The organism is Neptuniibacter sp. QD57_21, from assembly GCF_047778075.1.
GTDB lineage: Bacteria > Pseudomonadota > Gammaproteobacteria > Pseudomonadales > Balneatricaceae > Neptuniibacter.
Map to the genome: position 1 here is coordinate 3625806 of NZ_CP180549.1, position 23189 is coordinate 3648994.

Genomic DNA, 23189 nt, shown 5'->3' on the forward strand with positions numbered 1-23189 from the left:
TTGATTTTAATTTATCAGTTGCACACTTTTTGAGTGAGAGTAACTGTCACATGTTCCCCACCCCACTGCGGACTTTATCTAGAAACAAGGCTGCTTCAGCCCTGTTAACTATTCTATTTTTAATCCCGACGCTGGCGCATGCCAAAACGATGCCCGTTCGTGTTGAAACCGCCATAGCAGAGCCTTTTGAAGAGACGCTAACACTGCATGGTACGTTGAAAGCCGAGCTATCGGCGAATCTATCCTTAGCCGCTGAAGGAATCGTTAAAAACCTAAGTGTCGATATTAGCAGTCAGGTCAAAAAAGATGATCTGATTCTGAGCCTCAATGATGAAATCACCCGTCAGAACCTACTCAAATCCAAAGCGCAAACAACATCCGCACAAACGCAGTTAAATGAGGCCCGCCGCCAGTTAAAAGAGGGTGAACTGCTACGCAAGAAAAAGCACATTGCACAAAATGCGTTGATCTCACTGCGTGTAGCGCGTGATGTCGCTCGATCAGATCTTGCCGCTGCCCAAGCCGAACAAGAGCGTTTCCAACATGAACTGGGTCAACATCAACTACTCGCACCTTTTGCTGGCATCATCACCGCTAAGCAAACAGAGAAAGGGGAATGGCTCAGTAGCGGCAATCCAGCAGTGACTCTGGTCTCTTTAGACAAAATTCTATTGGATGTGCAGATCCCTCAAGCCTATTTCGGTCGCATGCAGGAGATCACGACCATCACCATCTATCCCGATACGGCCCCGAATACCGCTATTGAAGGCTTGGTCAAAACAGTAGTGCCAGTAGGCTCGCAGCAGAGCAGAACATTCCTGACCCGCTTTAAACCCGTTCAAGCGAACCCTCTATTATTACCGGGCACATCGGCCAAGCTGGAATTGAACTTTTCCAAAGAGCAAAACGTAGTGATGGTGTCACGCGATGCCATTTTGCATCACGCCGATGACGGTAACAGCGTATTTATCGTGGTGGAAGGCAAAGCTGAACGCAGGCCGGTGGAATTGGGCAAGATCAAAGGCGATAAGATCCAGATCATTAATGGGATCAGTGCTGACGAGCAGGTTGTTATTCGCGGTAACGAGCTATTACGTGAAGGTGCAGAAGTTACTCTGCAACCTTAAGGTTTTCACAAGATTCTAAAGAGGAATAAGTTGCCCATGCTAGGAGCAATTATTCAACAAGGCCGCCTACTAGCCGTTCTGGTATTGATGGTCTGTTTATTGGGCGTGGTAGCCAGCCTGAAGATGCCGGTGCAAATGATCCCTGATCTAGATGCGCAGGTTATTGAGATAGAGACCCGTTGGTCAGGAGCAACGCCACGAGATATTGAACAAGAGATCTTGTTAGAGCAAGAACGTCATCTGCGCACTCTGCCGAATCTAGCCTTTATGGAGTCGATCGCTTCGACTGGGAAAGCCGAGATCATTCTAGAGTTCCCCCCAAAAACCAACCTTGATCAGGCGATGATCAAGGTCACCAACGCACTTAATCAAGTGGCGGGCTACCCTGATAATGTCGACCAGCCGAGTGTAAGAATCAGCTCCTTCTCTGCTAACCCCTTCCTCTATTTTTCGGTGGTACCTGAAGCTGGCAATCCATTTAACCTCGATATGGACATGACCAGCGATTTTATTGATCGTCAGGTACGTCCAGTGATGGAAAGGGTTCCAGGGGTATCTCAAGTTTCTATGCGCGGAAAAACCGAGCGTCAGATCCAGATCCATATTGAACCGGACCAACTTGCCCAACGCGGGCTAAGCATGGCGGATGTTAAAAGTGCGATCCAAACCCGTAATAGAGATATTTCTGCTGGCGATATTGAAGAGGGTAAACGCCGCTATTTACTGCGTACTCAAGGTCGCTTCAATGACTTAGAGGAACTGAGCAACCTCATTATTCGCCACGAGAATGGCGTTAGCACCTATCTGAAAGATGTTGCCGACATCAAACTCGATCATTATGAAACTAACGGCGTTGCTTATGTAGCCGGTGAGCGAGCGATCACTTTAGGGGTTCGCAGAGAACCCAGTGCCAACGTTATTCAAATCAAACAAGACATGCTGCAAGCAGTCGAAGAACTGCACCGCGATGTTCTTAAACCCAACGGCATGCGTATAGAGCTGATCGGAGATGATGTTCGCTATGTAGAAGCCTCTATCAAAAGCGTGGTGCTAAACCTTTGCTTAGGTGCGTTACTGGCGAGCCTTGTTCTATACGTATTTATGCGCTCTGGCCGCGCAACGCTCTTCTGCTTGCTTGGACTCCCTGTTTGTACCATCGCTGCGTTTATCGGCTTAATGATGTTTGGCCGCAGTATCAATGTGATCTCCTTAGCCGGGATTACCTTTGCGATCGGTATGACTCTTGATAACAGTATCGTAGTGCTCGAAAGCATCGAGCAGAAACTACGCCAAGGCATGGATCGGATTGAATCAGCCATTGCAGGGGTCAAAGAGGTGTGGACTGCCGTCATCGCCTCCAGTGCCACGACCGTTCTAGTGTTTACGCCGATCTTTTTCGTCGAGCAGGAAGCTGGGCAACTTTATTCTGATATCGCAATTACCGTCTCCGCTTCAATTTTAGCTTCTATGCTGTTTGCACTGTTTGTCGTGCCTTCTGCCTGCGCTTTCTTTGGTTTATCGACTAAATCGGACGATAAGCAATATCAGCAGGGCAAAATCATGCAGTTGATCACTTGGCTAAATGACGGTTTCAAACGCCGGATAACGGTCATCGCGCTGAGCACCTTCGCAACCTTAGGGTTAGCTATTGCGTTTATGCCAGCAGCGGAATACCTACCCGAAGGTGAAGAGCCAAAATCATTTTCGATGATGTTTGCCCCTGCCGGTTACAGCTACAAAGAGATGTCCCTGATTGGCGCAGAGGTGAAAGAAAAAGTCGATCTAGCCGTGCAGCAGCAACCGGAAGACTACATACCCGAACAAGGGATGATTCCGGCGTTACGTTATTACCTGCTCTATATCGGCTCAGGTTCCGTATGGTTGCTGAGTGAGCCTAAAGACTATGACCATCAAGAGCCGATGATGAAAGAGATCACCCAGTTCTTTACCAGCTATCCGGGTATGCGCGCCTTTTCATCGCGGGGTTCAATTATCTCTAGTAACCAAGGCGGTACCCGTACTGTAGTGCTTAATGTTTCTGGTGCTGATCAACAAGCCCTCTTCACCACAGCGCAAAATGTGATGACTCGCGCAAAAGAGATGTTTGATAACCCACGTTTGGATTCAGAACCCAAATCCCTCTCTTTAGATCAACCTCTGATACAGATCTTGCCGAAGTGGCAAAGACTGGCTGAATTAGGGATCAAAGCGGAAGATTTCGGTATCGCAGTGGCCGCATTCAGTGATGGCGCTTATGTCGGTGAATTTATCGATGGCGATAAGAAAGTCGATATGCTGCTCTACAGCCAATTAAACACAGCAAAAAGCATTGAGCTACTCAGCCAAACACCGATTTCTGTTCCGGGTGGCGGTGTTCTGCCTCTATCGGCACTAGCCGAGATTAAAGAGACCGTCGCAAGTGAAGATATTCGTCGTATCGAAGGTCGTCGCACTGTATCTGTTTACATACTGCCACCACCAACCGTGGCACTAGAAACGGCGGTCGAGAAAGTACGTACCGAATTAATCCCGTTGATGAAATCTGAGGGCGAAATTCTACCTAAAGTCAGCATCAGTATTTCCGGTGCTGCTGACCAACTGGATGCAACTCAAACCGCGTTATTTAATAACTTTATCGTCGCAGCATTACTGATCTACCTACTTCTAGTCGTAATTTTGTCCCACTGGAGTTATCCAAGCCTCATTCTCACCACTGTGCCTTTAGGTATCGCAGGTGGCGTTGTCGGTTTAGTCGCAGCTAATATGCTCGGTGAATTGTTACAACAAACAGGCTTACCGAGTTTCTACCAAGCTTTTGATATGATCACTATGCTGGGCTTTGTTATCTTACTCGGGACCGTAGTGAACAACCCAATCCTGATCGTCTGCCAAGCACGGGATAACCTACACTTAGGCAAAACCTCTATCGTAGATGCGGTAAACCAAGCCGTTGCCAAGCGACTCAAACCGATTCTGATGTCCACAGTCACAACAGTATTCGGATTGGCGCCATTGGTCTTTATTCCGGGCGCAGGCACCGAGCTTTATCGAGGTGTCGGTATTGTGGTTATGATGGGAATCCTGTTCTCTGTGATCATCACCCTTGGCTTCTTACCCTGCCTACTCATCTGCTGGTTCCAACTACAACAACGTTTTGGCAAGCAGAAAACAGAAGAAGCCGCATAATCAGAGGGGCCAATCACGGCCCTTTATCTGATAAATTAGCGCGTCAGATTGAATTAATTGAGGCAGTTTAGGTCGAAAGCGCAAACTAACTGTTTCGTTGCAGCAATTTAATATTCCCTCAATTATAATGTTGCCCCTCAACGAGTGACTTAAAGGATCGACTTTTGTCTTCAGCACTAGAACAAAAGCTAGATTGGCTTAACCAAGCAGGCCATTCTGGGCTGCTAACCCAGCTACAACACGGTATAGAGAAGGAAGGCTTACGTGTTGATGATCAACGCAGATTAGCTCAAACCTCTCATCCGCAAGCTCTAGGTTCAGCGCTCACTCACGCTCATATCACCACTGATTATTCGGAAGCGTTACTGGAATTTATTACGCCCGTTTTCGAAAAGTCCTCTGATGCCCTGAATTTCCTTGCAGATCTTCATCGCTATACCTATCAGAAACTCGATAAAGAGCAGATCTGGCCAGCCAGCATGCCATGCTTGTTGCCGCCAGAGAAAGAGATTCCTATCGCTCGTTACGGCTCATCAAACGTCGGCCAGATGAAATACATCTACCGCGTAGGTTTAGAGCATCGCTACGGTAAAGTGATGCAGACCATTGCCGGCATTCATTACAATTTCTCTCTCCCTGAAGCATTCTGGCCGCTTTACCATAGTTTTTCAGGCAGTGAACTATCACTACAAGATTTCCGATCCGCTGCGTATTTCGGCCTGATCAGAAATTTCCGTCGTTATTCCTGGTTACTGATCTATCTCTTTGGTGCCTCTCCGGCTTTATGTAGCTCTTTCCTAAAAGGTAAAAAGCACAACCTAAAAGAGATGGGCAAAGGCACGTTGTATCTGCCTTATGCGACTTCATTGCGAATGAGCGACCTTGGCTACTCCAACAAAGCTCAAGCTAGCCTAAATATCTGCTTTAACCATCTAGATACCTACGCAAAATCTCTAGAGAGCGCGATCCGTACGCCTTACCAGCAATACGAAGAGATCGGCGTTAAAGTAGACGGTGAATATCGACAGCTAAACACGAATGTTTTGCAGATTGAAAACGAATACTACAGCGATATTCGTCCTAAGCGCGTCACAGAATCCGGTGAAAAACCGATTCATGCGTTGATGTCAAAGGGCGTGGAATATATCGAAGTACGTAATACCGATATAAATCCATTCCTACCTTTGGGTATCGATCAGACCCAAGCTGATTTCTTAGACCTGTTCTTAGTCACCTGCTTGCTGATGGACGATAGCGAAATTAGCAATGCTGAGTGTGAGCAGATTCAAGATAACCACCAGCAGGTGGTCACTCGCGGCCGTGAACCAGGTTTGACACTAATCAACAACGATCAGACGGTTACTTTGAAGGATTGGGGCATCGAGCTTCTCGCAGAAATGGAGAAAACGGCAGCGCTGTTTGATCAAGCACACAATAGCAGTCAATTTGGCGCAGCAATTAAAGCCCAAAAAGCTAAGTTGCTAGATCCTGAGCTAACGCCATCAGCGCAAGTACTTAAAGAGATGCAGGATAAGAATTTCGACCACGGTGACTTTGTGATGCAACAAGCACAGCGCCATAAAGAAACTCTGCTATCCGAAGCACCTTCATCAGAGATGGCAGCGATGTTGGAAGAACTCAGCCAAAGCTCCCTTGTGGAACAACAGCAAATTGAAGCGGCGGAGCAGCCAGACTTTGATGTCTACTTAGCGGACTATATGGCGAACTAATTAACCGCCCTATATTGCACCCATAAAAAAAGCAGGACACCGAAGTGGCCTGCTTTTTTTGTTTTCGGATAGTGGCTACTGCACTACGAAACTCGTAAAGAACAGGTCAGATACGAAACCTTCACCCTCTTCTTCTACTAAGATGTTTTGTACTTTCTTCAGTGCTTTCTTCGCTAGCTCTTGCTGTAGCTCAACTGTACCAACCGTGTCATCAGTCTGAGCACTTAGCAGAAACACAATATCATTACGGATATGCGCCATATGGTGGTTTACCGCATGGTGCGCCGCTTCGCTTGATACCTGAATCGTCACTTCGCATTTCAGGAAGCGCGTTTTACCTACACCACCAAAATTGGTTACAAACGCTTTTAATTCGATGTAATTAACATAGTCTTCAGCGGTTTTCTGTTCATCACCTTCTGCCCAAGTCAGTTGTACAGAAAAAGCCAAAAAAATAAATAAAACCAGTCGCTTAAGCATTGTTCGCCTCAGTCATTCGTGTTCAATAGCAGCAGTATAGCGCGCTATTTCCGGCCCCAACAGGGGCTGATGGACAAAAAATTAACTGTGTTTGACCCTGTTCTATATCAAAGCAGGCGAAAAAACTATTTTTTACTATAAGGACGGTTGCACCCTGAATCAGCTTAGGAATATGATGAGCGAAAGGGTACTAATAAATAGAAATGGTAAATCACTTTCACACTGAATTTACCACCCCCTGTCTACATGGTAGGAAAGGAGCGCAGGATGTTAGAGAAATGTAAAAACGCTAAAGAGCGCTGGGGCGGTGTCAGCGAGATCATCGATTCTTGGCTTGAAGAACGTCAGATGCTGATCAGCCAATTTGTCCATCTGCCTGAACACCACATCAACGAAGAGCTTAACAATAAAGCTCAAGGCTTTTGCCAGACGTTGATGGATTATCTCTCCTCTGGACACTTTGAGGTCTATGAGCAGCTGCTATTGGAAGGCAGCGATTTCAATGATGGCAGCCTTGAGGAAGGCCAGTCATTACTACCTAAAATTCAGGTAAGCACCGATATTGCGCTAGATTTTAACGACGATTTTAATAATCTTCTTGATCCTACAGTGCAGCAGATCCGTGAATTTTCCGAACGTTTATCTAAACTTGGAGAAGCACTGGAAGAACGCTTCGAACTCGAAGATAAAATGATTGCCGTGCTTCATACTTCCCACAGAGAAGCGGTAGAAGGATAAGAATTAATGCGCTATGGGTTTTGCAAACTGCTACTGACTGGCAGTATCCTCGGATTAACTGGCTGTGGTGGCGGTGATGACCCAAGTTTGTGGAAGGAATATGCACTGACCGGCGCATATTCCGCTACCTTATCCGAAAATGGATCTCATAGTGTTATAGGTTCTTTCAATCACGGCGGAAGCCTTTGGCAGAGCAGCAATCACGAGCGCCTGTTCAACTGGAATCATAAAGCCAAAGACTTCTCTATCATCGCAGCGACGGCCTTCTCTCCGGAAGGCACTTATGCCGCGACAGCAAACCAGCAAGATCTCGTTCTATGGGATGTTAAAACCGGCAAACCTGAGTGGTTTTGGAGCTCACCCGCTGAAATCATGCAGATGGATCTCTCGCCAAATGGTGATTTTGCATTACTTGGCCTAGCCGATCACACCGCTGTGTATTTTGATGTCAAAAACGGCGGCGTCCAACGCACCCTACGTCATAATGCACGCGTTCGCAGTGTTGATCTCAGTGATGATGGCACCCTTGCGCTAACAGGTTCTGATGCCTACAAAGCGAAACTATGGAGCATGCAGACCGGTGAAATGCTACGCGAGCTAGAGTTTGGTAATGTCGTTGATACTGTCGCTCTCTCGCCAAATACTCAGTATGCCTTCAGTGCCGGCAGCTTAGATAAAGCCGTAATTTGGGATGTGAATAGCGGTAAAGAGCTACACGTTCTGAGCAACATAAAAGATCTACTGCAAAAACGCGTAAGCTACCTAAGCGCACGCTTTTCTCCAGATAACTCTAAGCTATTAACCGGTACCGCAGCGGGGTTAGTACAGCTTTGGGATGTGAAAACCGGTGCAGAACTTCGCACATGGCGAATTCATAAACGCGACCCATACGGTCCGGTACATGCCGGTGTATATGCTGTAGCATTTGGTCAAGGTAAATATTATGCCATTGGCTCTAACGGCATTATGAATGAGCTGAAATAAGCATAATAAGCCTATTTCAGGACGGGACTATTCCCACAAAAATCCAACAAAAAATCTAACAAAAAGGCCGATGCTTCACAGCATCGGCCTTTTTAATTCACATCACGCTAAGAAGTGATTACTTCTTCTCAGCTTCAGCAGCTTCTTCCGCACCTGGGTTAATTTCCAGAAGCTCTACTTCAAAAATCAGAGTTTCGTTTGGACCAATTGCATTGCCCATACCACCTGGACCGTACGCTAGATCGGCAGGGATAACCAAACGCGCTTTACCGCCTTCTTTGATCATCTGTAGACCTTCAGTCCAACCTGGAATTACACCGTTCAACGGGAACGATACAGGTTCGTTACGAGAGAACGAGCTATCAAACTCTTCACCGTTAATAAGCGTACCACGGTAGTGTACTTTTACTGTGTCTGCAGCTGTTGGAGACTTACCTTTACCAGCTGTTAGCTCTTCGTACTGAAGGCCAGATTCAGTTGTTGTAACGCCTTTCTTCTTACCATTTTCAGCTAGGTATTTCTTACCTGCCTCAAGGTTGTCAGAACTTAATTGATCGTGTTTTTTCTTCTGCTCTTCCATCTGTTTCTTCTGGAAAGCAGTCATCACTTCGCGTACCTGATCAGGTGACAGCTTTGGCTCTTTATCGCCATAAGTTGTTTTAGCAGCTTCAAGGAACGCATCAAAATCAACATTAGGGATCGTCTTAAGCTGTTCACCAACCATCAGACCAACACTGTAGCTAACTTTCTGCTCTTCAGTTTTTAGTTCCACTGCAGAAACCATTGGAGATACCATCGCGGCACCTAGAGCAACCGCCAGCAAAGTTTGTTTCATGCTAAATATCCTTGTTTGTAATTCTTTGGAATCAGCGCGCCTTTTGCGGCAGCTATCCTATCAATTGAGATAAACCTACAATTTACAACAGGCCTTATTAGTCCCTGATTAAACAGCAAAGTTCAGCGGGGCACCACCTATTCCTTATGATTCGTGCTTAAGTAGGTGTTAGCCGCCTGTAACAGGGGATTCAATGCGCCTAATATCTCTTTATCTATAGGCACTTTTTTAGATTTCAAATAGCTATGCAGGTTTTCTTCAATTATTTCTGAAGATGGTCGTGTTTGCTTTGCCTTTTGGCCCTGTTGATAGAGCAAAGCGAGCTCGATCTGCTCACAAGCCAATTCAGCCTGACGCAGCTTCTGATAACAAGCATCATATTCCGATTCTTGCTGCTTACGTTCGCGCACTTTATAACGAACACCACGCAGTGGATGGGTCATCTCCTGCTGCCAGTGATCCGCCTCATCACAAGTAATCGTGTCGAGCACATAGCCTTGTATCCCGCCCCAGCAGGCGAAGATCAGTCGGTTAATGCTCAACCCAAACTCGTTCTGTAACTCTAAACAGCTCTGCTCTATGCCCGGCTGTTGATAAAAGTTGAGCGCAAAGTCCCAAAGGTCATTTTTCAATTGCATCTCTATGTTAAAATCCGCCGCCATGATTCAATTTCAGCAAGTTAGCTTACAACGCGGCCACAACATATTGCTAGAACAAGCCGATCTGACCCTACATTCGGGGTGGAAAGTCGGTTTAGTTGGTGCAAATGGTGCGGGTAAATCCTCTCTGTTTAAATTGCTACTCGGAGAGCTTCACTGTGATAACGGAGACCTCGAGCTACCGGGGGGACTGCGTATCTCTCATATGGCGCAGGAGGTTCCGACCTCTGATCGCTCAGCACTCGACTACGTCTTAGACGGTGATTACAAGCTCCGCTCTATCCAGCAAGAGCTTGCGAAAGCAGAAGCCGATCATGATATGAATCGCTTAGGCGAGCTGCATGCCGAGCTAGATAACCACAACGGTTATAGCGCTGAGTCTCGTGCAGCCCAGCTTCTCGCCGGTTTAGGCTTTAGCCATAACGATATCACCCGTTCAGTCAAAGAGTTCTCAGGCGGCTGGAGAATCCGTCTTAACCTAGCTCAAGCATTGATGTGCCCATCTGACCTGTTACTTCTGGATGAGCCAACCAACCACTTGGATCTGGATGCAACGATCTGGCTGGAACAATGGCTGCGCCAATACCCGGGCATGTTGATTCTGATCTCCCATGACCGTGATTTCCTCGATAACGTGGTAAGCCATATCACTCATATCGAGCGTAACAAGCTGAATCTATACAAGGGCGGTTACTCAGCCTTTGAAATACAGCGGGCGGATCGTCTGGCACAGCAACAATCTGCATTTGAGAAACAGCAACAGCGTATTGGTGAAATTGAAAACTTTGTCCGCCGTTTCCGTGCTAAAGCCACTAAGGCAAAACAAGCGCAAAGCCGTATCAAAGAGCTGGAGCGCATGGAGAAAATTGCGCCTGCGCACATTGATAGTCCGTTCAGCTTTAAATTTTGCTCTGCAGACAAGATGTCATCGCCATTGCTGACTTTGTACGATGCACAGTGCGGTTATGATGACAGCGTTATTCTGGATAAAACCTCTTTGACCCTGACGCCGGGTGCGCGTATCGGCCTTCTCGGCCCGAACGGTGCTGGTAAGTCGACCCTAGTGAAATCCTTAGTAGGCGATTTGGATCTCTGCAATGGCGAACGCCACGAAAGTGACAACTTGCAGATCGGTTATTTTGCCCAGCATCAGCTTGAAGCACTCGATATGGCGGCATCACCGCTGTTACATATAAAGCGCATCAGCCCGAAAGCCTCTGAGCAAGAGATCCGTGATTTCCTTGGTTCCTTCGGTTTTATCGGTGATCGTGCATTAGAGCCTGTGGATAACTTTTCTGGTGGTGAAAAAGCCCGCGTTGCGCTATCTATGATCGCTTGGCAGAAACCAAATCTGCTATTAATGGACGAACCAACCAACCACTTGGACCTGGAAGTACGTCACGCACTGACTCTTGCACTGCAATCGTTCGAAGGCGTACTGATTCTAGTATCCCACGACCGTCACCTGCTGCGTAATACTGTAGATGAGTTCCTTCTGGTCGCAAACGGCAAAGTTGAAGAGTTTAAAGGCGATCTAGACGACTACCAAAACTGGTTGTTAGAACAGAAGCGCCTCGAACAAAAAGCCGAAGCTGAAGCGTTCGCCCCTGCAGCGACAGAAGAGAAAAAGACGCTCTCAGCAGCAGAACGTAAGGAACAGAAACGTTTAGCAGCCGAACGTCGTAACCAGCTACGTCCACTGAAGAAACAGTTGGAAAAGCTAGAAAAAGCGATGGAAAAGCAGCACGAACAGCTAGATGAGATCGAATCAGCCCTGAGTGATAGTTCGATCTACGAAGAACAAAACAAGGACCAGCTCAAAACCTTGCTGCAGCTACAAGCGGAGTTGAAGCAGCAAGCAGAGCAAACCGAAGAAGAGTGGATGGAGCAGCAAGAAGCTCTGGAAGCCCTTGAGGAAGAACTGGGCGAGCTTTAGGTTTGTAGTTCTAATCTGACAGTTACACTAGAAAAAAGGGTGGCTGTCAGATTAGATCGAGACTAGTTAAATTTAGTCACCCAGTAACGCTGTTAACTCTTTAATATCTTCGTCATTACGCATTAGACGGCGGAGCATTTTCGCTACATCAGGCTCTTTTAAGCCAAGCTCTACATACATCTCTTCTGGAACTTCTTCCAAAGGACCGTCACTTAAACCCTGCTGACGCAGCAGACGGTTTGCCATATAGAGCACTTTGACATAGTTACTATGTTCGCCGGCATAATCAGGTTCATTCTGATGACGAATCGCTGTCGTTACCTCAGCTGGCAATTCCCAACTCGATAGCAACCAGCTACCAATCTGTTCGCGGGTAACACTCAACACCTGTTGCTCTACCGAATCTAAAGCAAAGTGTGGGTTAGCCTCGATATAACGGGACAATAAAGTGAAGTGTGGTGGGAACAGGTGTGCCAGTACTAGATAACCAAAGTTATGTAGCAAAGAAGACAGATAGATCAAACCCGGTTTAGGCTGATCTTCATTTTCTGGCATAGCACGGCATAGCTGCTCAGCAAACGCAGCGTTATAGACCGACTGCAACCAGTAAGGCGTCGCTCCACGAGGACCATCTTCTGGTACACGTAACATCTCACCCATCGCCGTACCTAGCGCCATATTGATCACGAGATCAAAACCAAGGACACGGATAACCGCATCATCAATCGAGCTTACTTTACCTGGAGCCGCATAATAAGGTGATGCCGCCCAGCTCATTACTTGAGCAGAAAGGCTAGGATCAACCCGCACGACCGGGACAAGTTCACTCACGCCTGCTTCTGGGTCAGAGCGAAGCTCGATAATTTTCTTAATCGTTGGAGAAAGAGAAGGAAGACCTAAAGTATCTTCAAGGCGCTGCTTAATTCGCAACTCTGTAAAGCGCTCAACCGCCTGGGTGATAACAACGCGGTCATCACCTTTCGGCTGCACAGCTTCGATCTGTTCTGTGGTAAGCGCTAAGTTACAGCTACTCGCTTTTTCGATCTGTTTAGCACTCACACCAAAACAAAGCTCAGCGTGCGGCTCGATCAGTTCGACTCGATCGTGCTGTAAAACTTCAGGCGAAACCAAAAGCTTGAGAGATAAAAGTTTTTTCTGTCCTTCAGGGTGCCTTAAGGCATCTTGGCTAAAATAGCGTTTCGCATCTTCGCCACGAACAGGCTGTAGCTGTCGACCTGTCTCTTTCCAGACAGAAACTAAATTGAGTAATGACGCCGCAGGAAGCAGAGCCAGTACCTTACCTTCAGCATCATGCAATAACACCAAGCGAAACTGCGGTAATTCGCCACTGTTTTCCAGAACCCGTACACCGACTGACAATTTACTCTCTCCAAACCTAGTCTTGGTTTAATCTAAAGGGTAGATTATTAGCAACAATTCGGGAAAGCAAAGTTCTTGGTCAAAAATTAACGATTTAAATCAGTTTAAATGAGAAAAATGTCGAAAATTCTCCAAATTAGCCAAGCATTGCTGATCATCTTCTCACTTCTCGGTCTTTCCGCTCACGCTGTGGAAGAAGACCTTGCTCCCGAATCATCTACCGGGCTCTATCAAAACGAAGCGATCGCCACCCAACAATCCTTAGTCGTAACCGCACACCCTCTTGCTACTCAGGCAGGCCTAAGCATTCTGCAACAAGGCGGTACAGCCGCAGATGCTGCCGTAGCCATTCAAGCTATGCTGACCTTAGTTGAGCCACAATCCTCTGGTATTGGTGGCGGCGCGTTTATGCTCTATTGGGATCAGGAGCAGCAAACGCTGAAGGCTTATGATGGCCGCGAGACAGCACCGGCGAAAGCAGATTATCGCTTGTTCCAAAAGAATAAAAAGCCGATGCCATGGGTAGAAGCGATGGTCGGTGGGCGTTCTGTTGGCACACCCGGTGTTTTAAAAATGCTGGAGGTCGCGCAGGAAAAGCACGGTAAACTGGCTTGGCAAGAGCTGTTTGACGATGCCATTCAACAATCTAGAGAAGGCTTTCCGATAGGCCCACGCTTACATAAACTGATCGCCAGTGGAATCAACCCGGGGCTTAACCGTTATAAAGAAGCGAGAGACTATTTTTATAACCCTGACGGTTCCCCTCTGCCGGTCGGTTTTATCAGAACTAACCCCGAATTAGCTGACAGTCTGCAGTTAATTGCTGATAACGGCACCCAAGCGTTTTATCTAGGCCCTATTGCAACCGCAATCGCGGATAAGGTGCAGTCCATTCAGGATAATCCAGGCTTACTCGATAAAAGTGACCTAGCTAGCTACCAAGCTAAAGAACGCGATCCGATCTGCCTACCCTACAAAGAGTATCGAGTGTGCGGTTTCCCGCCGCCAACCTCTGGCGGTGTCACTGTACTGCAGATACTAAAACTGCTTGAGCAACATGATCTAGCAACCTTTGCCCCAGAGAGCTTGGAGTTTAACCACCTCTTCACCCAAGCATCCCGTCTCGCTTTTGCGGATCGTGGCCGTTATCTAGCTGATAGTGATTTTGTCGATGTGCCTGTACAAGGCTTACTCGATCCTAACTACCTAAATGAGCGCTCCAAACTAATCTCGCTAGATAAAGACTTAGGCCAAGCCATGGCAGGCAAACCTCCACATGCGATGGCTAACTTAGTTGATGCGCAATCCCCAGAACGCCCCTCCACTACTCACTTTGTGGTGGTCGACCGTTGGGGAAATGCGGTGTCGATGACCAGTAGTATCGAGATGGCGTTTGGTTCAACGCTGATGGCAGGTGGTTTTCTGCTGAACAATCAGCTAACGGACTTCTCCTTTAAAGGTATTAGCAAAGGACAGATCGTTGCCAACCGCGTTCAGCCGGGTAAACGTCCACGCAGTTCGATGTCGCCGTTTATGGTATTCGACACAGATGGCAATCTATATGCAGCCATTGGTTCTCCTGGCGGAAGCCGAATCATCAACTATGTAGCGCAAAGCCTGCTGCTGATGTTCAACTCTGACCTCAGTATGCAGGAGATCGTCAATCAGCCGCATATAAGCAACCGCAATGGATTAACCGAGCTTGAGGCTGGCACACCTATAGATCAGTTGCAGCAGCCGTTAGAGGCGATGGGGCATCAGATTAAGGTAAGAGATCTGAATAGTGGCCTACACGGATTCCGCCGTCTGCCATCAAACAAATGGGAAAGTGCAGTAGATAATCGAAGGGAAGGTTTAGCACTAGGGGAATAACTAGTGCTAACTTTTTACGTAAAACGACATTAGTCGCGGGTAATACGGTTCACACTCTTCAAACGACGCAGTTTTTTCATCACGCGAGCCAAATGGATACGGTCAGTCACTGTCACTTCCATATGGACATTCGCTAGCTGACCTTCGTGCTCACTAATATCAATCGCAACAACATCCGCACCTATGCTCGAAGTGGTCGTAGCAAGCTCAGCAATAATGCCGCGATGGGACTCAACCTGGACGGTCAGATTAACGCTGAACTCTTCGTCCAAGTTGTCTGACCATTCCAGATAAATACATTTCTCTGGATCATCACGCAGGTAGCCTATATTACGGCAATCGGTCTGATGGATAACTAAACCGCGGCCAGTACTGATATGACCAATAATCGAGTCACCCGGGATAGGTAAACAGCATTTCGCATATTGCAGCACCATACCTTCGGTACCTTTAATCGACATCGGTTTCTGACGACGATTAGATTCGTCATCATCGGCTGCCTGTAGATCCTCTTCAGGACGCAACCTACGCGCAACCACATAAGCCATACGATTGCCCAAGCCGATATCTTCTAGCAAGTCTTCCATGCTGCCCAATTCCGCTTCTTGTAGCAGCTCGCGCAATTTAAACGGATCGATATCGTTTAAGGTCGCACCATAATTGGCGAGGAACTGATTTAACAAGCGCTGACCAAGCTCCACAGACTCGTGACGCTGTTGATTCTTCAAGTAGTGGCGAATCGCTGTACGCGCTTTACCTGTGACAACAAAGTTGAGCCATGCCATATTTGGCTGAGCGCTTGGGGTAGTAATAATTTCAACGGTTTGGCCGTTTTCTAACGGCTGAGATAACGGCGCCAATCGGCGGTTAATACGGCAAGATACACAAGAGTTACCCACATCGGTATGGACGGCATAGGCAAAGTCTACCGCTGTCGCACCACTTGGTAGCTCCATAATTTTACCCAGCGGCGTAAAGACGTAAACCTCGTCTGGGAACAGATCGGTCTTAACGCTGTCGATAAACTCCATCGAGTTACCAGCACGCTGATGCATCTCTAATAGGCCCTGCACCCACTTACGGGCACGCTTATAGCTACCTAATGCGCTATCAGACGCATCTAACTCTTCTTCGTTCTTGTAGTGGCTATGTTCAGCAATACCCTGATTAGCCACTGCATCCATCTCATGGGTACGAATCTGCACCTCGATGGTGATATCACGTGCGCCGAACAGATCAGTATGTAGAGACTGATAGCCATTGGCTTTAGGGATCGCGATATAGTCTTTAAAACGGTCGTGCACCGGTTTATACAAATTATGCACGGCACCGAGTGTACGGTAACAGTCATCAACTGAGTCGGTCACGATACGGAAAGCAAATACGTCCATGATCTCAGAGAAGGACTTACGCTGCGCCTTCATCTTGGAGTAGATGCTGTAAAGGTGCTTTTCACGACCAGTAACCGTGCCACTCAACCCCTCTTTCTGGAGGCGCTTTTCGATCGTTTCCTGAATCGAGCTAATCACGTCTTTACGCTGACCACGGGCTTGAACTACTGCTCGACGGATATGCTTAGCACGCATTGGGTAATGCGCTTGAAATGCTAGATCTTCCAACTCCACCTGAACATCACGCATACCTAATCGCGCGGCAATCGGTGCGTAAATATCCAGCGTTTCACGAGCAATACGACGCTGCTTATGCCCCGGCATCGCACCCAAGGTACGCATATTATGAAGACGGTCCGCCAGTTTCACCAAAATCACGCGGATATCTTCCGCCATCGCCAACACCATCTTCTGGAAGTTGCTGGCTTGAGCTTCTGCTTTGGTTTCAAACTCTAGGTGTGTCAGTTTAGATACACCGTCAACGATGTCGGCAACGGCTTTACCAAACTGGGATTCAATCCCTTCGTAGGCGATCTCGGTATCTTCGATAACATCGTGCAACATGGCTGCCATCAGGCTCTGATGGTCCATACGCAATTCTGCAAGAATATTTGCAGCGGCAAGGGGGTGAGTTACATAAGGTTCACCACTTTTACGCTTCTGGCCATCGTGGGCCTGTTCGGCATAAAAATAGGAACGACGCACCTGCTGAATCTGTTCTAGATCCAGGTAATCATTCAAGCGTTGAGAAAGTGCGTCAATGGTCGGCATTGCCCCTCCAGTGCTACAAACAAATAAATGCACATTACATCTGATGATGCCGCATTCATTCTGCTAGGAAAAGACCTAAACAAGGAATTACTAACGAATTTACCAACAAGTATAAACACAAACGCCCCGCATGATAGCGAGGCGTCTGATAAAGCAGTGTGCTTAGGGCTTAGTCTTGCTCGACTTCGTCCAGAACAGTACGGTCAGTGTGACCTTCTGCAATTTCACGTAGAGCAACAACGGTTGGCTTGTCGTTTTCCCACTCTACTTTTGCTTCTTTACCGCCAGTAGCAAGCTGACGTGCGCGCTTAGCAGCAACCATAACCAACTGAAAACGGTTATCTACGTTTTCTAGGCAATCTTCAACGGTAACTCGTGCCATGGGGGTAACCTCAGAATTCGGTACATTAAAAAGACCGCGCAGTTTACCTGCATATTTTGCTTATGACAATAGAGAACTCAACAGATCACGGCAACGTTCTTGCTGCTGGGCGATCTGCATACGCTGCGACAGGAATACGCCGTGTAGTTCACGCAGTGCCTGATCAAAATCATCGTTGATCACAAGGTAATCGTACTCGCCGTAATGACTCATTTCGCTCGCCGCTTCAGACATACGTAGGTTGATCACCTCGTCAGTGTCCTGACCACGGTTAGTCAGGCGTTCCTGTAGTGCTTCACGGGACGGCGGCAGAATGAAAATAGACAGGCATTCAGGCATCAGACGACGAATCTGCTGCGCCCCCTGCCAATCGATCTCCAGAATCACATCTTTACCCTGCTCTAGCTGATCCTCAACCCAACGCTGAGAGGTGCCATATTTATTGGTAAATACTTCAGCAAACTCTAGGAAATCAGAGGCTTCAATCATCTGATTGAACTCATCCATAGACACGAAATTGTAGTCCACACCGTTTGTTTCGCCCGGACGCATGTCCCGCGTGGTGTGGGATACTGATACGACAATATCATTATCCTGTTTTAGCATCGCCTTAACGAGACTGGTTTTACCCGCTCCCGAAGGAGCCGAAACAACATATAACGTGCCTTTAGCCATGTGATTTCTCATACTCAAATTGAAGCAGCAAACCGTCTTGCTGCAGGGCTATTATAAGATCTTTCCCCTTTTTCACCATGAAAACAGACTAAATAAGCGATTTAAAACCACGAATCGTGAGGAAATACGGGCCTTTCAGCGATAAATACTATATGATCGAAAGTACATATGACTCAAACTTTGTACGACGGTTTACTTTGATGCGCTGGATTTCAGCCTCAGCAGGTTTTGTAACAGCTTTACCTAAGCGCCACCAGCGCGCACTTATAGCCTTAGCAGCAATGCTTCTAGTGGCGGCTTTTCTACCCTCTGGCGATCGCCCTCATTCGTCCACACCTTTATCTTTAGAACACCTTGTGGACACCGATGCGCCAATCTTTGAGCAACCAAAATTTAGCATTCGCCAGCTAAAAGCCCCTTGGACTTTTGACAGCGTACCCGCCGCAGAAACCCTGTTAGTTCCAGATACAGGCACTAATGGTTACCAATACATCGTTCGTAAAGGCGATACCTTAGGTAAAATATTTGAGCGCTTACACCTGCCTCAAAAAACCATGTATCAGCTGCTCGAAACTGACGTAAACGTTCTAGCTTTGGATAATCTAATGCCGGGGCATACATTAGTATTTGAAAAACAAAATCAAAAACTACAGCGTTTAGAACTGCAATTTAGCCTTGCGCACAAAGTTGTGTATACGCGAAAAGCAGATAGTTTTGAGTTTGAAGAGATTCGTATCGAAGGTGATTGGCAAGAGAAGCTAATCCAAGGCGAGATTCTCTATAGTTTTACTGGTTCGGGCAAAAAAGCTGGTCTAACTCAAGCTGAGGCGCAATCGATTACCCAAGTGCTCAAACAACGCGTGGACTTCCGTCGCGATATCCAGCGTGGTGATAAGTTTGAAGTGCTCGTTTCTCGCCAATATGTTGATGGCGAAGCAACCGGCAACACTAAAGTTGAGGCAATCCGAATCAAGAACCGCCACAATATCAGCGCTTTCCTGTTTGAAGATAACTACTACGACGAGAAAGGCCGTAATCTAGAGAAAGCCTTCCAGCGCTATCCGTTTAACGGTAAATACCGTCTATCTTCACACTTTAATCCACGCCGTAAACACCCTGTAACCGGGCTGATTCGCCCACACAACGGCACCGACTTCGCCATGCGCATCGGCACACCAGTAGTATCAACCGGTGATGGTGTCGTAACCCGTGTGGTTCGCCATAAATACGCGGGGCTCTATCTCGAGATCAAACACGGTCAGAGCTACAAAACCCGTTACCTACACTTGCATAGATCTTATGTAGTTAAAGGCCAACGCGTGAAACGCGGCCAAAAGATCGCCCTGTCCGGCAACTCAGGCCGCTCAACCGGCGCTCACCTACACTTCGAACTACATAAAAATGGCCGCCCGGTGAACGCAATGAAAGCCAAAATCCCAATTGCGGTATCACTCACAGGTAAGAAGAAAAACGCATTCGAACGCCAGCTTAAAGACTATATTGCTCGCTTAGATCAGCCTAAGAATGAGCAACAGCTGGCTTTAAGTAATAAAGGCGAGAAAAGCGCACAGAGTACGCTTTAAAATAAGACTTGAAGATACCCTACTCGGATCCGAGTAGGGTTCTGGTGATTCTAGATTGAATCACTCAATATTCTGGATCTGCTCACGCATCTGTTCGATCAGTACTTTCAGCTCAACCGCACACTGGGTTGTGCTCGCTACAATCGATTTTGAAGACAGCGTATTCGCTTCGCGATTTAGTTCCTGCATTAGGAAGTCTAAGCGACGGCCGATTGGGCCTTTTTGTTTTAGGACACGACGCACTTCTTGAACGTGAGTATCTAGGCGGTCCATCTCTTCATCAACGTCAGCTTTTTGCGCTAGCAGAGCGATCTCTTGTTCAACGCGGCCTTCATCTAGTTCTACTTTTAGTTCTGCTAAACGCTGATTCAGGTTATCGCGTTGGTTTTGCAGAATTTGCGGCATCTTTTCGCGAACTTCTTTGACTATTTCGCTGATCGCATCTAGGCGCTGGTTGATCAGTGTTGCGAGTTCAACACCTTCGCGGCCGCGGCCTTCGATCAGGTCTTTAAGAGATGTACCGAAAAGATCTTTGGCGGATTTTTTGACTAGATCCATATCTAGCTTGGTGTCTTGCAATACGCCAGGCCAGCGCAGTAGTTCTAGTGGATCAAGCGCTTGGTGCTCTTTCAGCATGCCTTGAATCTGTTCTGCGGCTTGTACAACTTCTTGTGCGTAGGCAGGGTTAACCACCAGCTGTTGAACTTTGGCTTCTGGGTTGAAGCGCAGAGTACATTCAACTTTACCGCGACTTAGATTTTTACGTAGCTGCTCACGTAGAAAACCTTCTAGCTCTTTTAGGTTTTCCGGTAAACGCAGGTGAGGTTCCAGATAACGATGGTTAACGGAACGGATCTCCCAACTTAGAGATCCCCATTCGTGCTCGGCTTCCTGTCGAGCAAAAGCTGTCATGCTACGTGTCATATTGTTCATTCTCGATTAAAATGCATCATTAATTCGCATTGTAACAGCCTAGCTCGGCAGTGCCACGCTATGGCAGACCAGAATATTGATAAAGGACAGGCATGAGTTCATCTATTTCAGAACAGCTGCAAACTCTTGGTATTAAGAAGCACCGCCCAAGCGGACGTGAAAATGATCAGATGCGTGAAGTTAAGATCACTCGTAACTTTACTATGCACGCTGAAGGCTCCGTTTTAGTTGAGTTTGGTAATACAAAGGTGCTTTGTACTGCAACTGTAGAACGCGGTGTACCTCGTTTCTTGCGCGGTTCTGGCCAAGGCTGGATTACTGCTGAGTACGGCATGCTTCCTCGCTCTACAACGTCTCGTAACGGTCGTGAAGCGGCGAAAGGCAAACAAGGCGGTCGTACTGTAGAGATCCAACGTTTGATCGGTCGCTCTCTTCGTGCTGCGCTTAACCTTAAAAAGCTAGGTGAAAACACGATCACCCTAGACTGTGACGTTCTTCAGGCGGATGGTGGTACACGCACAGCATCTATCACCGGTGCTTATGTTGCCCTTCAAGATGCAATTAACGTGCTTAAACAAGATAAGAACGGCGCGATGAAAGGCGACCCTATGGTACAGAAGATCGCTGCAGTGTCTGTAGGCATCTATGAAGGTGAGCCTGTTCTCGATTTGGATTACGCCGAAGACAGCAAAGCTGAAACCGATATGAACGTGATCATGACCGGTGACGGCGGCTTTATCGAAGTGCAAGGTACTGCCGAAGGCGCGCCTTATACTCAGGAAGAGCTGAACGCGATGTTGGATCTAGCACGCAAAGGTATCTCTGAGCTGATCGATCTGCAGCAAAAAGCTTTGGCTGAATAAACCTTCAGCCCATTAAAAAAGGAGCCTATTGGCTCCTTTTTTGTTTTCTAAATCGTCTTAATCAAAATCGTAATCGATGATGATTGGCGCGTGTTCACTGAACATCTGATCACGATAGATCTGCGCATTTTTAACCGTCTTACGCAGGCTTGCAGAAGTAATCTGGTAATCCAAGCGAGCACCTTCGTTCAGCTTGCGGGCACGATTGTAATCAGGCCACCAGCTGAATTGACGTTCAGCTTTGTTGATCTGACGGAAAGCGTCGATATAGCCCATCTCATCAAAGATCTCAGCCATCCACTCACGCTCTTGCGGCAAGAAGCCAGAAACCGTTTGGTTAGCGTACCAGTTACTAAGATCGACTGGCTTGTGCGCAATGTTAGTCGTGCCACAGAAGATAAACTCTCTACGCTTACGCAGGGTTTTATTTAGGTGACCGATAAAGTCGACCATAAAGTCTTCTTTCTGCTTTTGAGCCTCTTCACCTTTCAAACCAGAAGGGAGGCAGAATGAGCCAACACTGACATCATCAAAGTCCGCTTGGATAAAACGGCCGTGCTGATCACACAGTTCGAAACCCAAACCGGTCATGATCGCTTTAGGAATAGTACGGCTGTATATAGCAACGCCACTGTAACCATCTTCCCAAGCATCGAAGAAGTATGAGTGATAACCTTCGGGGTGGTAGCGTTCGTCATCAAGTTGATATTCTTTCGCCCGCAGATCCTGCAAGCAAACAACATCAGCATCTTGACGGACCATCCAGTCAAAAAAACCGTTTTCAGTAGCTTGTTCAATACCTTGAGCATTGAATGTGATGACGCGCATAGAAGGTGTTCCTGTCCGTTATCAGACTTATCTATTATTTTTAGCGATTGCTCGAATTGTATAGGGAAGTTAAGCAAATTGAAATTTTTTGAGTGTTCGTTGAACAATGGAGACTCAAGGCTTCCGCTGGTAGAATAGCCGCAAAATTTTTACCCCTTTCCCAGCGGAGTTTGCCATGCAGGATTACCAGCGCGAGTTTATTGAGTTTGCTATCGAACAGAACGTACTACGTTTTGGCGAGTTCACGCTTAAATCTGGCCGTACTAGCCCTTACTTTTTCAATGCAGGTCTTTTCAACACAGGTACTGCGCTAGCTAAGCTTGGCCGCTTTTACGCTCAGGCGATCAAAGATTCTGGCGTTAACTACGATGTACTGCTTGGCCCTGCGTACAAAGGTATCCCGCTAGCTGCGACAACAGCGGTAGCCCTATCTGATCAGCACGGTGATGATGTTCCTTACGTATTCAACCGTAAAGAAGCAAAAACTCACGGTGAAGGCGGTAGCCTTGTAGGTGCACCTCTGGAAGGCGGCGTGATGATCATCGATGATGTAATCACAGCAGGCACAGCGATTCGTGAAGTAATGGAAATCATCGATCAAGCGGGCGCAAAACCTGCTGGTGTTGTGATTGCCCTTAACCGTCAAGAGAAAGGTAAAGGCGAACTATCTGCGATTCAGGAAGTAGAGCGCGACTACAACATGCCTGTTATCAGCATCGTTAGCCTAGGTGATCTAATTGATTACTTGACTGAAAAAGGCGATATGGCGACTGAACTTGAAGCGATTCGTAAATACCGCGACGAATACGGTATATAAGTTAGGCTTTACCGGAGCT

19 protein-coding genes are annotated in these 23189 nt (G+C 47.2%); 10 read left to right on the forward strand and 9 right to left on the reverse strand.

Translation table 11 applies throughout. The features are described from left to right. Nucleotides 1-50: 50 nt before the first annotated feature. From ACMXYS_RS16675 to gshA, 3 genes are all read left to right on the forward strand, one after another. Nucleotides 51-1127: an efflux RND transporter periplasmic adaptor subunit gene (locus ACMXYS_RS16675; RefSeq protein ID WP_415897162.1), complete on the forward strand. Its 1077-nt coding sequence runs from the start codon at nt 51-53 to the stop codon at nt 1125-1127. 36 nt (nt 1128-1163) lie between these two features. Beyond that, the gene (locus ACMXYS_RS16680) at nt 1164-4313 is read left to right on the forward strand and encodes an efflux RND transporter permease subunit (RefSeq protein WP_415882828.1); all 3150 of its coding nucleotides are present in this window, start codon (nt 1164-1166) and stop codon (nt 4311-4313) included. Between the two features lie 164 nt (nt 4314-4477). Then, the gene (gshA, locus tag ACMXYS_RS16685) at nt 4478-6043 is read left to right on the forward strand and encodes a glutamate--cysteine ligase (protein WP_415897163.1); all 1566 of its coding nucleotides are present in this window, start codon (nt 4478-4480) and stop codon (nt 6041-6043) included. A gap of 75 nt (nt 6044-6118) precedes the next feature. Here gshA and ACMXYS_RS16690 read toward each other — a convergent pair whose 3' ends face one another. Further along, nucleotides 6119-6523: a flagellar basal body-associated FliL family protein gene (locus ACMXYS_RS16690; RefSeq protein ID WP_415897164.1), complete on the reverse strand. Its 405-nt coding sequence runs from the start codon at nt 6521-6523 to the stop codon at nt 6119-6121. Nucleotides 6524-6790: 267 nt separating this feature from the next. Here ACMXYS_RS16690 and rsd point away from each other — a divergent pair, with 267 nt between their 5' ends. Both rsd and ACMXYS_RS16700 read left to right on the forward strand, forming a co-directional pair. After that, nucleotides 6791-7261, forward strand: a complete 471-nt coding sequence (rsd, locus tag ACMXYS_RS16695) for a sigma D regulator (protein WP_415889621.1) — start codon at nt 6791-6793, stop codon at nt 7259-7261. Between the two features lie 6 nt (nt 7262-7267). Then, nucleotides 7268-8245 (forward strand): WD40 repeat domain-containing protein, encoded by a 978-nt coding sequence (locus tag ACMXYS_RS16700; protein ID WP_415897165.1) that lies wholly within the window; start codon nt 7268-7270, stop codon nt 8243-8245. A gap of 118 nt (nt 8246-8363) precedes the next feature. On the opposite strand, the gene ACMXYS_RS16705 is transcribed toward ACMXYS_RS16700, so the two are convergent. After that, nucleotides 8364-9080, reverse strand: a complete 717-nt coding sequence (locus ACMXYS_RS16705; protein WP_415882833.1) for an FKBP-type peptidyl-prolyl cis-trans isomerase — start codon at nt 9078-9080, stop codon at nt 8364-8366. 137 nt (nt 9081-9217) lie between these two features. Then, nucleotides 9218-9742, reverse strand: a complete 525-nt coding sequence (locus ACMXYS_RS16710) for a TIGR02444 family protein (protein WP_415882834.1) — start codon at nt 9740-9742, stop codon at nt 9218-9220. Here ACMXYS_RS16710 and ACMXYS_RS16715 point away from each other — a divergent pair. Continuing rightward, nucleotides 9741-11675, forward strand: coding sequence for an ATP-binding cassette domain-containing protein (locus tag ACMXYS_RS16715; protein WP_415897166.1), 1935 nt, complete (start codon nt 9741-9743; stop codon nt 11673-11675). The genes ACMXYS_RS16710 and ACMXYS_RS16715 overlap by 2 nt on opposite strands. A gap of 72 nt (nt 11676-11747) precedes the next feature. Here the strand turns inward: ACMXYS_RS16715 and ACMXYS_RS16720 are convergent, their stop codons facing one another. Beyond that, the gene (locus ACMXYS_RS16720; protein ID WP_415897167.1) at nt 11748-13055 is read right to left on the reverse strand and encodes an HDOD domain-containing protein; all 1308 of its coding nucleotides are present in this window, start codon (nt 13053-13055) and stop codon (nt 11748-11750) included. Nucleotides 13056-13172: 117 nt separating this feature from the next. On the opposite strand from ACMXYS_RS16720, the gene ggt reads away from it, so the two are divergent. Further along, nucleotides 13173-14927 carry a gamma-glutamyltransferase gene (gene ggt / locus ACMXYS_RS16725; protein ID WP_415897168.1) on the forward strand — a complete coding sequence of 585 codons (1755 nt, stop codon included), beginning with the start codon at nt 13173-13175 and terminating at the stop codon, nt 14925-14927. Nucleotides 14928-14956: 29 nt separating this feature from the next. Here the strand turns inward: ggt and ACMXYS_RS16730 are convergent, their stop codons facing one another. The 3 genes from ACMXYS_RS16730 to gmk form a co-directional block, all read right to left on the reverse strand. Then, on the reverse strand, nt 14957-17089 hold the full coding sequence (locus ACMXYS_RS16730; protein WP_415882838.1) for a RelA/SpoT family protein: 2133 nt from the start codon (nt 17087-17089) through the stop codon (nt 14957-14959). 169 nt (nt 17090-17258) lie between these two features. Continuing rightward, nucleotides 17259-17471: a DNA-directed RNA polymerase subunit omega gene (gene rpoZ / locus ACMXYS_RS16735; protein ID WP_415882839.1), complete on the reverse strand. Its 213-nt coding sequence runs from the start codon at nt 17469-17471 to the stop codon at nt 17259-17261. 60 nt (nt 17472-17531) lie between these two features. Continuing rightward, nucleotides 17532-18146, reverse strand: a complete 615-nt coding sequence (gene gmk / locus ACMXYS_RS16740; RefSeq protein ID WP_415897169.1) for a guanylate kinase — start codon at nt 18144-18146, stop codon at nt 17532-17534. Nucleotides 18147-18298: 152 nt separating this feature from the next. On the opposite strand from gmk, the gene ACMXYS_RS16745 reads away from it, so the two are divergent. Next, nucleotides 18299-19729, forward strand: a complete 1431-nt coding sequence (locus ACMXYS_RS16745) for a peptidoglycan DD-metalloendopeptidase family protein (RefSeq protein WP_415897170.1) — start codon at nt 18299-18301, stop codon at nt 19727-19729. 60 nt (nt 19730-19789) lie between these two features. Here the strand turns inward: ACMXYS_RS16745 and ACMXYS_RS16750 are convergent, their stop codons facing one another. Further along, the gene (locus ACMXYS_RS16750) at nt 19790-20653 is read right to left on the reverse strand and encodes a YicC/YloC family endoribonuclease (RefSeq protein ID WP_415897171.1); all 864 of its coding nucleotides are present in this window, start codon (nt 20651-20653) and stop codon (nt 19790-19792) included. A 101-nt stretch (nt 20654-20754) separates the two neighbouring features. On the opposite strand from ACMXYS_RS16750, the gene rph reads away from it, so the two are divergent. Beyond that, a complete protein-coding gene (gene rph / locus ACMXYS_RS16755; protein ID WP_415889631.1) occupies nt 20755-21525 on the forward strand; it encodes a ribonuclease PH in 771 nt (256 codons plus the stop codon). A gap of 57 nt (nt 21526-21582) precedes the next feature. Here rph and ACMXYS_RS16760 read toward each other — a convergent pair whose 3' ends face one another. Then, complete coding sequence (locus tag ACMXYS_RS16760) at nt 21583-22353, reverse strand: exodeoxyribonuclease III (protein WP_415882843.1); 771 nt, start codon at nt 22351-22353, stop codon at nt 21583-21585. 175 nt (nt 22354-22528) lie between these two features. Between ACMXYS_RS16760 and pyrE the strand changes: the two genes are divergently transcribed. Further along, nucleotides 22529-23170: an orotate phosphoribosyltransferase gene (pyrE, locus tag ACMXYS_RS16765; protein ID WP_415882844.1), complete on the forward strand. Its 642-nt coding sequence runs from the start codon at nt 22529-22531 to the stop codon at nt 23168-23170. Nucleotides 23171-23189 lie beyond the last annotated feature (19 nt).

What these genes read in the sequence shown, in the direction of transcription:
- pyrE (WP_415882844.1), top strand. Translation starts at nt 22,529, where the DNA reads ATGCAGGATTACCAGCGCGAGTTTATTGAGTTTGCTATCGAACAGAAC.
- rpoZ (WP_415882839.1), bottom strand. Translation starts at nt 17,471, where the DNA reads ATGGCACGAGTTACCGTTGAAGATTGCCTAGAAAACGTAGATAACCGT.
- rsd (WP_415889621.1), top strand. Translation starts at nt 6,791, where the DNA reads ATGTTAGAGAAATGTAAAAACGCTAAAGAGCGCTGGGGCGGTGTCAGC.
- ACMXYS_RS16745 (WP_415897170.1), top strand. Translation starts at nt 18,299, where the DNA reads ATGATCGAAAGTACATATGACTCAAACTTTGTACGACGGTTTACTTTG.
- ACMXYS_RS16700 (WP_415897165.1), top strand. Translation starts at nt 7,268, where the DNA reads ATGCGCTATGGGTTTTGCAAACTGCTACTGACTGGCAGTATCCTCGGA.
- rph (WP_415889631.1), top strand. Translation starts at nt 20,755, where the DNA reads ATGAGTTCATCTATTTCAGAACAGCTGCAAACTCTTGGTATTAAGAAG.
- gmk (WP_415897169.1), bottom strand. Translation starts at nt 18,146, where the DNA reads ATGGCTAAAGGCACGTTATATGTTGTTTCGGCTCCTTCGGGAGCGGGT.
- ACMXYS_RS16715 (WP_415897166.1), top strand. Translation starts at nt 9,741, where the DNA reads ATGATTCAATTTCAGCAAGTTAGCTTACAACGCGGCCACAACATATTG.
- ACMXYS_RS16760 (WP_415882843.1), bottom strand. Translation starts at nt 22,353, where the DNA reads ATGCGCGTCATCACATTCAATGCTCAAGGTATTGAACAAGCTACTGAA.
- ACMXYS_RS16690 (WP_415897164.1), bottom strand. Translation starts at nt 6,523, where the DNA reads ATGCTTAAGCGACTGGTTTTATTTATTTTTTTGGCTTTTTCTGTACAA.
- ACMXYS_RS16710 (WP_415882834.1), bottom strand. Translation starts at nt 9,742, where the DNA reads ATGGCGGCGGATTTTAACATAGAGATGCAATTGAAAAATGACCTTTGG.
- ACMXYS_RS16730 (WP_415882838.1), bottom strand. Translation starts at nt 17,089, where the DNA reads ATGCCGACCATTGACGCACTTTCTCAACGCTTGAATGATTACCTGGAT.
- ACMXYS_RS16705 (WP_415882833.1), bottom strand. Translation starts at nt 9,080, where the DNA reads ATGAAACAAACTTTGCTGGCGGTTGCTCTAGGTGCCGCGATGGTATCT.
- ACMXYS_RS16750 (WP_415897171.1), bottom strand. Translation starts at nt 20,653, where the DNA reads ATGACACGTAGCATGACAGCTTTTGCTCGACAGGAAGCCGAGCACGAA.
- ggt (WP_415897168.1), top strand. Translation starts at nt 13,173, where the DNA reads ATGTCGAAAATTCTCCAAATTAGCCAAGCATTGCTGATCATCTTCTCA.
- ACMXYS_RS16680 (WP_415882828.1), top strand. Translation starts at nt 1,164, where the DNA reads ATGCTAGGAGCAATTATTCAACAAGGCCGCCTACTAGCCGTTCTGGTA.
- ACMXYS_RS16675 (WP_415897162.1), top strand. Translation starts at nt 51, where the DNA reads ATGTTCCCCACCCCACTGCGGACTTTATCTAGAAACAAGGCTGCTTCA.